8 protein-coding genes are annotated in these 14,780 nt (G+C 42.1%); 7 read left to right on the forward strand and 1 reads right to left on the reverse strand.

All coding sequences use genetic code 11. From position 1 onward, the window contains the following. Nucleotides 1–178: 178 nt before the first annotated feature. The 4 genes from G587_RS0107200 (at nucleotide 179) to pap (ending at nucleotide 8,767) form a co-directional block, all read left to right on the forward strand. The gene (locus G587_RS0107200; RefSeq protein WP_026491692.1) at nucleotides 179–4,087 is read left to right on the forward strand and encodes an endo-1,4-beta-xylanase; all 3,909 of its coding nucleotides are present in this window, start codon (nucleotides 179–181) and stop codon (nucleotides 4,085–4,087) included. A 120-nt stretch (nucleotides 4,088–4,207) separates the two neighbouring features. Continuing rightward, the gene (locus G587_RS0107205; protein WP_026491693.1) at nucleotides 4,208–5,578 is read left to right on the forward strand and encodes a sodium-dependent transporter; all 1,371 of its coding nucleotides are present in this window, start codon (nucleotides 4,208–4,210) and stop codon (nucleotides 5,576–5,578) included. A gap of 231 nt (nucleotides 5,579–5,809) precedes the next feature. Beyond that, complete coding sequence (locus tag G587_RS0107210) at nucleotides 5,810–7,192, forward strand: uracil-xanthine permease family protein (protein ID WP_026491694.1); 1,383 nt, start codon at nucleotides 5,810–5,812, stop codon at nucleotides 7,190–7,192. Nucleotides 7,193–7,291: 99 nt separating this feature from the next. Continuing rightward, a complete protein-coding gene (gene pap, locus G587_RS0107215; RefSeq protein WP_026491695.1) occupies nucleotides 7,292–8,767 on the forward strand; it encodes a polyphosphate:AMP phosphotransferase in 1,476 nt (491 codons plus the stop codon). Between the two features lie 55 nt (nucleotides 8,768–8,822). On the opposite strand, the gene G587_RS0107220 is transcribed toward pap, so the two are convergent. Continuing rightward, nucleotides 8,823–10,073 (reverse strand): AraC family transcriptional regulator, encoded by a 1,251-nt coding sequence (locus G587_RS0107220; RefSeq protein WP_026491696.1) that lies wholly within the window; start codon nucleotides 10,071–10,073, stop codon nucleotides 8,823–8,825. 325 nt (nucleotides 10,074–10,398) lie between these two features. Here G587_RS0107220 and G587_RS0107225 point away from each other — a divergent pair, with 325 nt between their 5' ends. From G587_RS0107225 to G587_RS0107235, 3 genes are all read left to right on the forward strand, one after another. Next, nucleotides 10,399–12,354, forward strand: coding sequence for an ABC transporter substrate-binding protein (locus G587_RS0107225; RefSeq protein ID WP_026491697.1), 1,956 nt, complete (start codon nucleotides 10,399–10,401; stop codon nucleotides 12,352–12,354). A gap of 141 nt (nucleotides 12,355–12,495) precedes the next feature. Beyond that, the gene (locus G587_RS0107230; RefSeq protein WP_026491698.1) at nucleotides 12,496–13,500 is read left to right on the forward strand and encodes an ABC transporter permease; all 1,005 of its coding nucleotides are present in this window, start codon (nucleotides 12,496–12,498) and stop codon (nucleotides 13,498–13,500) included. A 16-nt stretch (nucleotides 13,501–13,516) separates the two neighbouring features. After that, nucleotides 13,517–14,761 (forward strand): ABC transporter permease, encoded by a 1,245-nt coding sequence (locus tag G587_RS0107235; protein WP_026491699.1) that lies wholly within the window; start codon nucleotides 13,517–13,519, stop codon nucleotides 14,759–14,761. Nucleotides 14,762–14,780: the final 19 nt, after the last annotated feature.

Raw genomic sequence — 14,780 nt, forward strand, 5'->3', positions numbered from 1 at the left:
TCGGCAGGAATTTAATTATTCAATATCGTTAAATAATTATTGGCAAAAAGTGATAATAAGACCGCATTTTTTGGTAGGCGTACCGTCATAATTTACAGAATAATATGAATTACGACATTGTGCACTTTGGGGGGATTGCACAAAAGCACACATTTTTATAAGGAGGTTTAAGAAAGGTATGCACAAAAAGATGTTGGGGTTGTCTTCATTGCTCATGGCAGGAATGCTGACAGTTTCATCTGTAGGAACGGGGGCGTTACATGTTTATGCCGCAGAAGAGCCGGCTGTAACAGATTCTGCAGATGAAGAGCAAACGGACGAGGCGCAGGATGACGCAAAGGACGGGGATGTTGCTAAGGATCCTGAAGAGGTTAAGTCCGAAGAAGAGGTTAAGCCTGAGGAGACAAAAGCTGAGGACGAGGAAAAGCCTGCAGAAGAGGCAGCTGATGAGACTCCTGAGGTAGCAGAGACCAAAGAAGAGGTGGCACCTGAAGAGGACAAGGCAGAGGAAGATAAGGATGATGCTGTCAAGGAGAAGACTGAAGGTGAAGATGCTCCTGAGGCCGGCGATGAGGTTGAGCCCAAGAAGGAGTATGAAGTAAGTGAGAATGCTCCTACACTTTATCACAGATGGAAGAAGAATGAGGTAAAGGGTAGGATAGAGTTTTCCGGTCAGTATGATGAATACATCTACGATTTGGGCGAAGATATATCTGCTGAACAGTTAAAGAAGATAACAATCAAGATTAAGGATCAGGAAGGTAAAATAGCCGTTAAATTACATAATGCTGATACCATCAACGTTGGAAATTCTCAGGTTAAGGTAGACTATTTTAATGATCCGCAGGACGAAATTGTTTTTACAAATGATTTTGATGGTTCTGTAAGATATATTGGCATAATGTCGTTGGAGGATAAAGAGTATGGAGTTACTGTTGATGATATAAAGGTTGAAAAGGATGATAAATCTGACGAGCCCGGTGAGTATGAGAAATTCCTTACCTTCGAGGGCGAAGACCTCAAGTTCATCGAGCAGTGGGATGGAGAGGAAGTAGAAGGCTCCGAGCTTGTATTTGATCAGGAATGGCGTGAATACAGACTTGACCTTGGCGAGACAATTCCTGGAGAAGATGTTAAGTCTGTGACATTTACATTCGCTGAGCCTACAAAGAATCTTGCAATAAAGACCTATGGAGGCTTAACAGACGAAGGTAAGCACAAGGAGCTTAAGGCTGATTACGGTAAGAGCGGAAAGACAAGCTATACTTCATATCCCGGAGTAACAGGTGACGTTGATGCTGTTGCAGTTATGGCTATGAGTGAACAGGAATTTCCGTTTACCTGCAAAGTTGAGAAGGTTCAGGTTGTTGTTGATGTAACACCTGAGGAACTCAGACCCAAGAGCGGCGTTGAGTATGATATCGTTGATCTTCGTGATCCGGTGACAGCACTTCTTGGTGATGACTTCATTATCGGTACTGCAGCAAGTTATGATGAATTTGCAGATGATATGGAGATGGAGCTTGCTTATAAGCACTTTAATGGCGTTACACTTGGTAATGAGCTTAAGCCTGATTCAATGCTTAAAAAGAATGCCAAGATCATAACAGTAGAGATCGGTGGTGAGGAAATACAGGTTCCTGAGCTTGACTTCACAACACCTGAGAATCGTCTTGACAGATTTGTTGAGTGGAATGAAAAGAATCCTGATAAGCAGATCAAGATCAGAGGTCATGTACTTGTATGGCATTCACAGACACCGGAGTTCTTCTTCCATGAAGACTACGATACAAGTAAGCCTTATGTAACTCCTGATGTTATGAATAAGCGTCTTGAGTACTACATCAAGAGCGTAGCTGAGCATTTTACTGCTGAAGGAAGCAAGTATGCAGGTATGTTCTATGGTTGGGACGTTGTTAATGAAGCTGTAAGTGACAGCAGAGGGACCTACAGAAATGGTGATGAGAATTCATCATGGTGGAGAGTTTATGAATCACCGGAATTTATCCAGAATGCATTCGTATATGCAAACAAATATATGGATCCGAGCATTGCTCTTTTCTACAATGATTACAATGAGACAGTTTCAAGTAAGGTAGACGGTATCTGCGAGCTCCTTACAACAGTTAAGAATACACCCGGTGCAAGAATTGATGGTATGGGTATGCAGGCTCATTATCAGATCGATGCAGGTCAGCCTTCAATTGCACAGATCAAGGATGCAGCAAAGAGATATGCTAAGATTGTTGATCAGATTCAGATCACAGAGCTTGACTTCAAGGGTGCATCAAGTGCTAAGGATGCAAGACTTGCACAGAGATACAAGGATGTATATGACACAATCAGAAGACTTAGAAATGAAGGCGTAAACTTCACAGGTATGACAATCTGGGGAATCACAGATAAGCATTCATGGCTCCAGACTGCAAACAACAACGGTGGTGGTTCAAACGGAAACTCCAAGCAGTATCCTCTTCTCTTTGATGACTACTACAAGGCAAAGGAATGCTTCTATGCGATAGCAGAGGCAGGAGAGCTTGAGCCTGAAGTAAAGAATATTACACTTGTTCAGAAGCTTAGCGATGATTTCACAGCAGGAGAGTCCTACGAGTTCGGTGAGGGTGAGACTAAGGCTACATTCGTTCCCATGTGGAAGGATGGAGAGTTAGATGTAAAGGTAACCGTCACAGATGCTACAGATGATGCAAATGACAGCTTTACTGTTTTCACAGATGACGGAGCAGGCATCAAGTCTACAACAGTTAAGAGATCAGAAGCAGCAGCTACTGAGACAGGTTATGAGAAGGTACTGGTTATTGATGTAGATGCAGACGCTCTTATGGCTAACGCAGTTAAGATGGATGTTACAGTTACAGACGGTAACAAGACATTTGCATTTGGAGATACAACACTTAAGCAGGCAGAGTCCAGCAAGTACTTTGCAACAACAGTGGTTAAGCCCCTTCTTCCTGTAGGAAAGGGAACAGTAGAGATTGATGGTGATGCTTCTGATGATGCATGGAAGGATGCTACAAAGGTTCAGCTTTCAATCAACACAGGTTCTCCTTCAGCAGCAAGTGCCAAGATCCTTTGGGATGAGGAAAATCTGTATGTTCTTGCAGAGGTTAAGGACGCTGACCTCAACAAGGATAACTCCAATGCATGGGAGCAGGATTCAGTTGAGTTCTTCATCGACGAGAACAATGCTAAGACAAACTCCTATGAGGCAGATGATAAGCAGTACAGAGTAAACTTTGAGAATACACAGAGCTTCAATGGTACAAAGTGTAAGGAAGAAAATATCAAGTCAGCAGCTAAAGTAACTGAGGATGGCTATTTCATCGAAGCAGCCTTCAAGTGGACTGATATTACAGCTGTGACAGGAACAAAGGTTGGATTTGATGTTCAGCTCAATGATGCCGATAAGAGCGGAAAGAGAGTGGGAACAATAAACTGGGCTGACAATTCAGGCCAGGGATATGCATCAACAGCAGGTCTTGGAACACTTCTCCTTACAGATGATACTGCTAATGTTGAGCCCGCTAATGATGAGCCCGCTCCCACAGTTGAGGCAAAGGTTGAGGTTGAGGTTCCTGAAGGAAAGGTTCTTACATACAATGGTAAGGAACAGGTTGGTGTTGTTGATGGCGAAGGCTTCACACTTACAGGCAATAAGGCTGTTAACGCAGGCACATACAAGGCAACCGCAACTCTTAAGGATGGCTTTACATGGAAGGGTGGAAACACAGATAAGAAGACTATCACATGGACAATCAAGAAGGCTGAAAACACAGCTTCTGTAACAGGTAATACTGTTAAGATCAAGAAGTCCAAGGTTAGCAGGAAGTCCGTTAAGTATGCATTATCCAAGTTCGTAAAGGTTGAGCAGGCTGAAGGAGATGTTACTTATGAGAAGGTTAGCGGCAACAAGAAGATCAAGATAAACAACAAGACCGGAAAGGTAACCGTAAAGAAGGGAATCAAGAAGGGAACCTACAAGGTTAAGGTAAAGGTTACAGTAGCAGGAAATGACAACTTCGAAGCTACAGAAGAAACAGTAACATTTAAGGTTAAGATTAAAAAGTAATAAGTAATTATGTAATCGCCTGACCGGCCAAGGCTGGTCAGGTATTTTTCTATGATTGTTTTTTAACAAAGTTTGTAAATTTCTGATATAATAAACTGAATTTATACAGGGAGGTTTCTTATTTTGGAACAAGATAATCGTAGCTCATTTTCAGGGAAGATTGGTTATGTGCTTGCGGCAGCAGGTGCATCTGTAGGACTTGGTAATATATGGAGATTTCCATATCTCTGTGCCAGGTATGGAGGAGGAATATTCCTTCTGGTCTATATTATTCTCGCACTGACCTTTGGATACACAATGATAATTGCCGAGACAGCTATCGGACGTACTACCAAGAAGAGTCCGGTGGGCGCCTTCAGGGAGCTTGGCAAAAATGAACAGATGCAGATCGGCGGATGGATAAATGCCATCATACCTATGCTGATCGTGCCTTACTACTCTGTTATAGGTGGCTGGGTATGCAAATATCTGTATGAGTACATCACGGCAGATGCTGCAACAATAGCGACAGATGATTTTTTTGTAAACTTTATTACTGACGGTTCTAAGGCAGAGCTTTGGTTTATAATCTTTATGCTTCTGGTGGTTCTGGTAATTATCATGGGCGTGGAGAACGGCATTGAAAAGGTGTCAAAATTCATTATGCCCATTCTGCTGATATTGGCTGTGGCTATTTCAGTCTATTCTGTATCAAGACCCGGAGCTCTTGCAGGTGTTAAATATATGCTTTTACCGGATATGAAGCATTTTTCATGGATGACAGTGGTTTCAGCCATGGGTCAGATGTTCTATTCACTGTCCATAGCCATGGGTATTCTTATTACTTTTGGCTCCTATGTGAAGGATGATGTAAGTATTGAGGAATCAACAAAACAGGTTGAGATTTTTGATACAGGAATCGCTGTACTTGCCAGTCTTATGATCATACCTGCAGTATTTTCATTTTCAGGCGGAGATCCGGACAGCCTTAACGCAGGTCCTTCACTTATGTTCATTACAATGCCCAAGATTTTTGCAAGCATGGGCTTTGGAAGAGTTATAGGAATTCTTTTCTTTGCACTGGTTCTTTTTGCAGCAGTGACAAGTGCTATCGCTCTTACAGAGAGTGCTGTTTCTACATTCACTGATGAGTTTAAGTGCAGCAGAGGAAAAGCTACAGGAATAATGGTTCTTATAATGGTAGGCTTGGGAAGTCTTTCCTCACTGGGAAATGGTCCGCTTTCAAACATCACCATTTTTAAGATGCAGTTCCTTGATTTCTTTGACTTCCTTACAAACTCAGTTATGATGCCTATAGCTGCATTCGCTATCTGCATGCTGGTTGTTAATCATATGGGAGTTGAGAAGGTTGAAGAAGAGGTTACTCTGAACGGACATCCTTTCAGAAGACGTGCGGTATTCAGATTTATGATCAGATTTTTATGCCCGCTCTTTGTAATCATCATTTTGTTCAGCTCAGTGGCTCAGGTTCTTGGTCTTATAAGATTTTAATTTTTCTACTTTAACTGTAAGTTTGTGCGTGATATAATCATAAGGGCTTTCGGGTAACCCCGGAAGCCCTTTTTTTATTTCATAGATTCCTATGAAATAAAAACGCTCCGCGAGGATGCGCACTCGCGCGAGATGAATTTGTTGCATAAATGCAACCGCGCTCAGCGCGAGAATGCCGCAAGCGGCATTCTATCTCAAATTTTTTAATGTCTCATAACGGAGGAGATGAATATGGGAGAAAAAGGTAGAGCTATTTATGATGCGTCCACATTGGGGAAGAAACGGATGATGATTCTGGGACTTCAGCATATGTTTGCAATGTTTGGCGCGACGATTCTGGTACCGATACTGGTCAATGGTTATTTTCATGGCGAGGGACTTTCGGTACAGGTAACACTGTTTTTTGCAGGTGTTGGAACTCTTCTGTTCCATATATTTGCTAAATTCAAGGTTCCTGCATTTTTGGGTTCTTCATTTGCTTTCCTTGGAGGCTTCGCTACTGTAGCTGAGCTGAACACAGGTAAATTTGCAAATATGACATACGGTGAGAAGCTTCCGTATGCTTGCGGCGGTATTGTTGTAGCAGGATTTCTTTATCTTGTTCTTTCTTTATTTATTAAGCTGGTGGGAGTTAAGAATGTTATGCATTTCCTTCCTCCTGTAGTTACAGGTCCCATCATCATTTGTATAGGACTTTCTCTTGCACCCTCTGCAGTTAGTAATGCAGCAGTTAATCCTTTCCTTGCAGTAATTGCACTGGCTATCGTAATTGCCTTCAATATCTGGGGAAAGGGTATGTGGAAGATCATTCCTATCCTTATGGGTGTTGTTATTTCTTATCTTATTGCACTTGCAATGCACCTGCTTGGAATGACAAATGTCGACGGCAGTGCAATTTTGGATTTTGCTCCTATCGCTTCTGCAAGCTGGGTTGGACTTCCTCCCTTCATCATTGCAAAGTTTGACATCTCTGCAATCCTTGTAATGGCACCTATCGCTCTGGCAACAATGATGGAGCATGTTGGAGATATCTCTGCTATATCCGCTACAACAGGTAATAACTTCCTTGAGGAGCCCGGACTTCACAGAACTCTCTGGGGTGACGGCCTAGCAACTGCTCTTGCAGGATGCTTCGGAGGCCCTGCAAATACTACTTACGGTGAGAACACCGGAGTACTTGAGCTCTCAAAGGTTTATGATCCCAAGGTAGTAAGACTTGCAGCTTTCTATGCTATTATAATCAGTTTCATTCCTAAGATCACAGACGTTATAGGAACAATGCCCACAGCCATCATCGGTGGAATAAGTTTCGTTCTCTACGGAATGATCTCAGCTATCGGTATCAGAAATGTAGTAGAGAACAAGGTTGACTTCACAAAGTCAAGAAACCTTATTGTGGCTGCTGTTATTCTCGTAACAGGACTTGGCTTCACTGAAGGATTTACCTTTACAATTGGCAATACTTCCGTTACTCTTACTTCACTTGCTCTTGCAGCTATTTTCGGAATTGCACTTAATGCAGTTCTTCCCGGAAATGATTACAGCTTTGGTGAGAATTATCAGGGCGATATCAACAGAGGCGTAAGCTTTAACAATATTCCTAAGGAAGACTAAAACGGAATATTAAACTTTTCTAAACAAGATATAGTAAGCACCATATGTGGTATGATTACCATATATGGTGCTTATTTTCTTATATTAAGGGGGTTACGTATGCTGAAGGATTTCGTAGCAACTGATATTCCGGAAGAGGAAGAACTGAAAGCTAAGCTGAAGGAAGAGCGTTCAAAATTATCCGCTTTTCAGATGAAGATAAAAGAGGCAGGACTTCCTGTAATGGTACTGTTTGAGGGCTGGAATGCCGCAGGAAAAGGGGCTGTTATAGGTAAGGTAATACGAAACATCGATCCCAGATTTTTCAAGGTGGCAACGTTAGACAGAGAGCCCAGCCATGAGGAAAAGAGATATCCCTTCTTATATAGATATATGAAGGAGATTCCTGAGGCGGGAAAGTTTCAGTTTTTTGATACCTGCTGGATGGAGGAAATAGTTGACGGAGTTCTCCAGGGCAGCATGGATGAAGAGACCTATGCCACAAGAATACATTCTATAAATGTAATTGAGAGGCAGCTCTGTGACAATGGATATCTTGTTGTGAAGTTCTTCATGAATATATCCAAGAAGGAACAGAAAAAGCGCATGGATCACCTTCTGGACAACAAGAATACCAGCTGGCGTGTGACGGATGCGGATATAAAGCAGAATAAGCAATATGATGATATTCAGGAGGTCTATGACAGATACCTGTCTGATACAAACCAGTCAAGAACTCCCTGGTATATCATAGATGCAACGGATAGAAAGTTTGCAGAGCTCCAGGTTTTGCAGTTCCTTAATCAGGGAATAGACATAGCTCTTAAGAATCACGCACTCAATGTGCCGATTTTGCAGAATACCTTTCCTATGGAGAAGGTTCAGAAGCTGTCTGATATTCCGCTTAATGATAAGTTCCTTACAGATGAGGAGTACAAGCTTGAATTAAAGAAGCTTCAGAAGGAGCTAAAGAACCTTGGTCCCAAGATATACAGAAAGAAAGTGCCTGTAATCATCGCTTATGAGGGCTGGGATGCAGCAGGTAAGGGCGGAAATATCAAGAGGATAACGGCTGCGCTTGATCCCAGAGATTATGTGGTTGAGCCCATTGCAAGTCCGGAGCCTCATGAAAAGGCAAGGCACTATCTCTGGAGATTCTGGACAAGGCTGCCAAAGACAGGGCATATCACCATATTTGACAGAACCTGGTACGGCAGGGTAATGGTTGAGAGGCTTGAGGGCTTCTGTTCGGAAAATGACTGGCAGAGAGCTTACAATGAGATAAATGAGTTTGAGAAGGAACTTCATGACTGGGGCGCAGTTATCATCAAATTCTGGGTTCAGATTGATAAGGATACTCAGCTTGCCCGCTTCACAGACAGGCAGAACACGGCTGAGAAGCAGTGGAAGATAACGGATGAGGACTGGAGAAACCGTGAAAAATGGGATCTCTATGAAGAGGCAATTGATGAGATGATAGCAAAGACCAGTACGAGCTTTGCTCCATGGCATATCTTAGAATCAGTTGATAAGAAATATGCAAGAATAAAGGCGCTCAGGATTGTGATAGATGAAATAAAAAAGGTGCTGAAATAATAAGAAATAAAATAACCCGTCAGGTGGAAAGATTACCTCCTGACGGGATTTTACTTTAATTGGACATTACATTCTTCTGAAGTGCCCGCTCTCTATACTCCTTGGGAGTAAGATCTGTTTTCTTTTTAAATATACAGTTGAAATAACTCTGTGAGCTGAAATTAAGGAGCGTACTGATCTCCAGATAGGACAGCTCTGTATTTGTCAGCAGGTGCTTGGCTTCGTTCACCCTGAGATCCTGCATGAAATCTGTGATGGAAGAGCCGGTCTCCTTATTAAACAGTGCGGACAGATATTTGGCTGAGATGTGAAGCTCCTTGGCAAGCTCATCCAGACTTATCTTGTCAGGAAGACGCTCTATGATGCGCTGTATGCACTTGTTTGTCATAGGTGAGTAGGAATCGTTTGTATATTTACCCATGTCATGTGAATTGCGGGCAAACTCGATTGCACATTTCTCAACGATCTTGGATATTGCATCGTAGCTTTTAGCCTCTACCAGCTTTCTGGAATATTTCTGATATCTGTTGTAGCAGGAGATGTTGTCGTTTCCGCTATCATGTGAAGCAACTCTTGCCAGAGTAAGAAGCTCGGAAGCTATTACCTTGCAGCTCTGAACAGATGCTTTATTAGGGAAGAGAATACTTGTGGTATGCTCGTCCTTAAACATTGAATAAAGCTGATAAGTATTGCCGTTGGTGATATAAACCTGGAAAAGATCTTCAAGTCTGCAGATCTCTGAAACCTCTGTGGATTCTAATGCTTCATATTCTGAAGCGGATTCAAATTCACTATTTTCATCAGAGGAATACTTCTCTATTACAGTAGATAAATTACCGGTTTCAAAGGTGGGCGGTGCCACATCAATAACCTGCTTAAGAAAATTGGTGATCTCAAGCTTGAAATCCTCGGTTCCCATTACGGGAAGAGCTCGGGAGAGAACACGTTTTTGTTCTGCGAACAGATTACCTGAAAAGCCCAGCTCCGGCCAGATGTTTTCTGTGGGATTAACTGTAAGTACGGGACCAACAACCATTGTATAGGTGCTATGCTTTCCTATAGAATAGGAAAATTCAAAATACATTACATAGGGATTATCCAGATTGAGATGATAACCTTCTATTGAATGTGCGACCATGAAGTTTCTGGCAAGAGGGCGCACGCACTCAAAAAGGTTGAGGATAGCGGCGGTAGAAAAGTTGGTATACGCCACATCCAGATTCTGATCAAAGAACCATATTGGGACTTTTTTCTCCTGGTAATAACTCTCCAGTCTCCATTTAACTAAAGAAGTATTTGTCTGCATAAAGTATTTTCCATGACCCCTCAAAACAACTCTTACGCTCCCAAAAACATACTAATATGGTAATAAAAATACCAAGGTAAATTCTACATGAAAATGTGCGAAAAAACAAATTAATTGAGCAATATTTGTTATAACCGCAAGTATTGATTGTGAAAAGTGATATATAAAAGGTAGTTAAATTTGGATTAAATGTTAAAAATGAACAAAAGCGGAAATTTTTTTATAGATGTGGAATTTTTGATATAAAGACTTATGAACAAAATATTAAAATTCTATTATCAAAATATGAGCATGAGCTCACGATTAAACGAAAGGGAGGTAAGTTATGAAAAAGAACTTACAAAAGGTCATGTCACTTTTGTGCGTATCCGCTATTTCACTTTCTATGATCGCTGGATGTGGCGGCGGAAACAATGGTGGCACAACAACTGAGACTCCGGCAGCAACAACTGAGGAAGCTTCAACAGAAACATCTACTGAAGCTGCTGATGCTACAGCTGAGGAGAGTACAGAAGCAACAGAAGAGACAACAGAAGAGACCACCGAGGAAACTACAGAAGAAACAACAGAAGCTGCTGCAGACGGTGAGTCAACACCCAGAAATGAGACTCTTTATGAGGCTGGTCAGCAGTGGGGAACAATCAACGACTGGAACCCGATGTCAGCTAACTCAAACAACGGACTTGCTCTTTCAGCTAACGAGTCAGCTCGTGAACTTGTTTATGAGACACTTTTCATGTTCAATTCACTTGATGGCAAGCTCTATCCTCTTCTTGGATCAGAGTACAGCTGGAACGATGATCAGACAGAGCTTACTGTAAAGCTCAATCCCGATGCTAAATGGAGCGATGGCTCAGCTTTCACAGCTGAAGACGTAGCTTATACTTACGACACACATGTGAAGTATCAGTCTTCACAGGGTGCTGATTTCTCAACTTATGTTGATTCTGTAGAAGCTGTTGATGATTCAACAGTTCTCATCAAGGCTAAGGTTGAAAACGGCGTTGCTGTTAACCCTCTTAAGGTTACTTCAATCCTCAATACAATGTACATGATGCAGAAGGCTTATCTGCAGACTGTAGAGGAGAGAAACGGTGAGGATGCTGATAAGGTTAAACAGGATACTATGGAAGATCTTGTTCACACAGGCCCTTATGCTCCTTACATTTCTAACGACCAGAAGGCAGTTCTTCAGAGAGATGACAACTATTGGGGACAGGCAGACTCCATGTGGGGTAAGCTTCCCGTTCCGAAGTACATCGCTCACACAATCTATAAGGACAATGCAGCAGGTCAGGTTGCGCTTTCTCAGGGCGAAGTTGATGTCTGCCAGCAGTTCATCACAGATGTACAGAACCTGTGGCTCGAAGATAATCTTCCGATTTCCACATGGCTCGATGATGCACCTTACGGCGCATGCGAAGTAATGCCTTCAATGTTCTTCAACACAGAGAGAGAAGGACTTGATCAGAAGGAAGTTCGTCGTGCAATCGCTATGGCAGTTGATTATGAGCAGATCATTGCATCCGCTATGTCAGGCCAGTCACCTACATTTGCTGAGTATCCGAGATCAGTTGTTGGACCTACAGACGGCGAGAGAAAGTATGTAGATTTCGATGCTATCGCAGATCTTCAGTGGGATAACGCAGACGTTGACGGCGCTAACAAGCTCCTTGACGATGCAGGAATCGTTGATAGTGACGGCGATGGAATCCGTGAGTACAACGGCAAGAACCTTTCCTTCAAGGCTGAGTGCCCTACAGGATGGTCAGACTGGAACGCTTCTATGGAAATCGTAGCAGCAGCCGGCGAGAAGATTGGTATTGATATCCAGACATACTTCCCTGAGGCTTCTTCCTTCTACGATGACATGACAACATGTAACTTCGATATCTGCATGTGGTCAACACCCGGCGCAGGCGTTATGAACCCTTACTCAAAGGGAATGTTCTACTTCTCAGAAGAGTATGCAAAGCTTGCATCTAACTGGAGTGGTAACTTCGGTCACTACATGAACGATGATGCTGAGAAGATCCTTGAGGCTCTTCCTGCAGAGACAGACGAAGCTAAGCTTAAAGAGTACTATACAGAACTTTCAAGAATCCTTCTTGATGAGTGCCCTGCAGTTGCTCTTATGTATCGTCCTACATTGTTCTATGCTGTAAACGAGTCTGTATGGACAAACTATCCTGCAGCTGATGATGGAAGAAATATTCCTCCGACAGACTGCACAGATGGTTATGGTATTGCAGCACTTTACGAGCTTGAGCTTGTTGAGTAATACATAAACTAAATACTAGATTTAGGTAAACTGGGGCTGCCGTTAGTGGCAAAAAACGCTTGCGGCAGCCTTTTTATACGAAAAAATAAGCAAAAAATGGTAATGTAACCGGCGTATGATTGCAGAAGGGAGGTTTTTCAATTGAAAGGGTATAAAAAATACTATGGTCAGAAATTGTTCTGGTATTTTCTGACACTCATTTTCGCCGTAATCCTCAATTTCATTCTGCCGCGCCTGATGCCCGGAAATCCTGTTTCCGCTATAGCATCAAAGGCAGTAAGCGGTATGACAGATTCAACGGCTATTCAGAAGGTTTTAAATGATTATGCAGCAAAGTTCGGTATCAACGAACCTATGTACAAACAGTTCTTTATGTGGCTTGGAAATGCATTAAAGGGTGATTTTGGTGTTTCCTTCAGCCAATATCCTAGACCTGTATCCGACATTATTGCCAAGGCTGTTTGGTGGACAGTAGCTCTGCAGCTTCCTGCAATTATTGTTGGTTGGATACTTGGTAATCTCCTCGGAGCGATTGCTGCTTATATCAAAGGTGCTTTTGATAAGGTAATCCTTCCTGTTTTCCTTTTCATCGGAAATATACCGGCATTCGGAATGGCAACAGTTCTTCTTTATCTCTTTGCTATCAGACTTAAGATCGCACCTTCATCAGGTGGTTACGGATATGATCTTATTCCGAATATGAGCTGGACATTTATTAAATCGATTATCGCGCACTACCAGCTTCCTTTCTGGTCAATCGTTCTTATAACAATCGGCGGACAGGCAATCGGTATGCGTTCAATGTCAATATATGAGTTAAATGCAGACTATGTAAAATACTCAAGATTCCTTGGTATCAAGGACAGAAAGATCGTAGGTTATGTGTTCAGAAACGCTATGCTTCCTCAGATCACAGGACTTGCTCTTTCACTTGGAACAATGATGGGTGGTGCTCTCGTTGCAGAGATGATCTTCTCCTATCCCGGACTTGGAATGACACTTCTTACAGCTGTAAACGGTCAGGATTATCCGCTGCTTTCAGCATGTACACTTATTATTACTATCATGGTTCTTATAGCTAACCTTGCGGTTGAACTCCTCTATGGTGTTATCGATCCTCGAGTTAAGGCTAACCAGTTAGATTAAGAAAGGGGAATGAAAGATGAAAAATACAATTAAACAGATTTTCCATTCCGGTAAATTCCTCTTTGGTTTTGTAATTTTTATGTTCATACTGCTTACGGTTATCATCTATCCTATTTTTGTAACAGCTGATCCGTTGCAGATGATAGGACAGGGTAACTTCTTTAAACCGGGTACTTATGTATCTGTTGAGGAATCAACACTGGAAAAGTCATATACATTACAGATTCCCAAGCAGTTTTCAAAGCTTGAGATGGTACTTGATATTGATACAAGAGCAAATATTCAGGACTTCCTTATTAAGCAGGCAGGCGTTGCTGAAGCAGATATCGACGTAACTAATGCTGAGGAGCTTGTAGCATTATGGAAAGCTAATTATGATCCCAATACAAAGTATAAGGGACTTACAACAGCTAAGAGAAAGGCTCTTAAGAGACTTGATAACCAGATTACAGCAGCTATGAAAGAATCCGGAGTTATCATTGCAGAGAAAAATGAAGAGGGTGAGCTTAAACAGAGTAAGGTCATCAAGGATACAGATTATGTAAACATTAGCGATGTTACAACAAAGACCTTCCTTCTTGGAACTGATAACTTTGGTCGTGACGTTTTGACAGAGCTTGTTGCAGCAGCAAAGTCTTCATTAAAGATTGGTCTTCTTGCAGGACTTATCGCTACAGCAATTGGTCTTCTCCTTGGACTTCTTGCAGGATACGTTGGCGGACTTGTTGATAACATCATCATTTTCATCACAAACCTGTTTACTGTTATTCCTTCTTTCGTAATCCTTATCCTCATTTCTTACTCAGTAGGAGATAAGGCAAGAGGTATTGCAATGGTTGGTATTATCATCGGTATTACATCCTGGCCCTGGACAACACGTTCAGTTCGTTCACAGGTAATATCACTTAGAAACCGCGATCACGTTAACTTATCAAAACTGTCCGGACACAGCATGTTCAGGATCATCTTCACAGATATCCTTCCTTACATCGCTTCCTACGTTGTAATGGCTATGATCCTTCAGATCTCATCAGGAATCCTTGCTGAGGCACAGCTTTCCATGATCGGTCTTGGACCTGCTACAACAAAGACAGCAACTCTGGGACTTATGATGCAGTGGGCTATGCAGTATTCAGCACATCTGAATGGTTCATGGTGGGCATACTTCCCGGTAGTAATTCTGATAGCGCTGATTTCATTCTCCTTAAACCTTATGAACACAGGAATGGATCAGGTATTCAACCCGCAGCTTCGTGATTGATGGAAAGGAAAGGTTAAGT

This window comes from Butyrivibrio sp. XPD2002 (assembly GCF_000423945.1).
Classification (GTDB): Bacteria; Bacillota; Clostridia; order Lachnospirales; family Lachnospiraceae; genus Butyrivibrio.

Bases quoted from the DNA above. Each gene is read 5' to 3' on its own strand.
- G587_RS0107225 (WP_026491697.1), top strand. From the start codon at position 10,399: ATGAAAAAGAACTTACAAAAGGTCATGTCACTTTTGTGCGTATCCGCT.
- G587_RS0107235 (WP_026491699.1), top strand. From the start codon at position 13,517: ATGAAAAATACAATTAAACAGATTTTCCATTCCGGTAAATTCCTCTTT.
- G587_RS0107210 (WP_026491694.1), top strand. From the start codon at position 5,810: ATGGGAGAAAAAGGTAGAGCTATTTATGATGCGTCCACATTGGGGAAG.
- G587_RS0107200 (WP_026491692.1), top strand. From the start codon at position 179: ATGCACAAAAAGATGTTGGGGTTGTCTTCATTGCTCATGGCAGGAATG.
- pap (WP_026491695.1), top strand. From the start codon at position 7,292: ATGCTGAAGGATTTCGTAGCAACTGATATTCCGGAAGAGGAAGAACTG.
- G587_RS0107220 (WP_026491696.1), bottom strand. From the start codon at position 10,073: ATGCAGACAAATACTTCTTTAGTTAAATGGAGACTGGAGAGTTATTAC.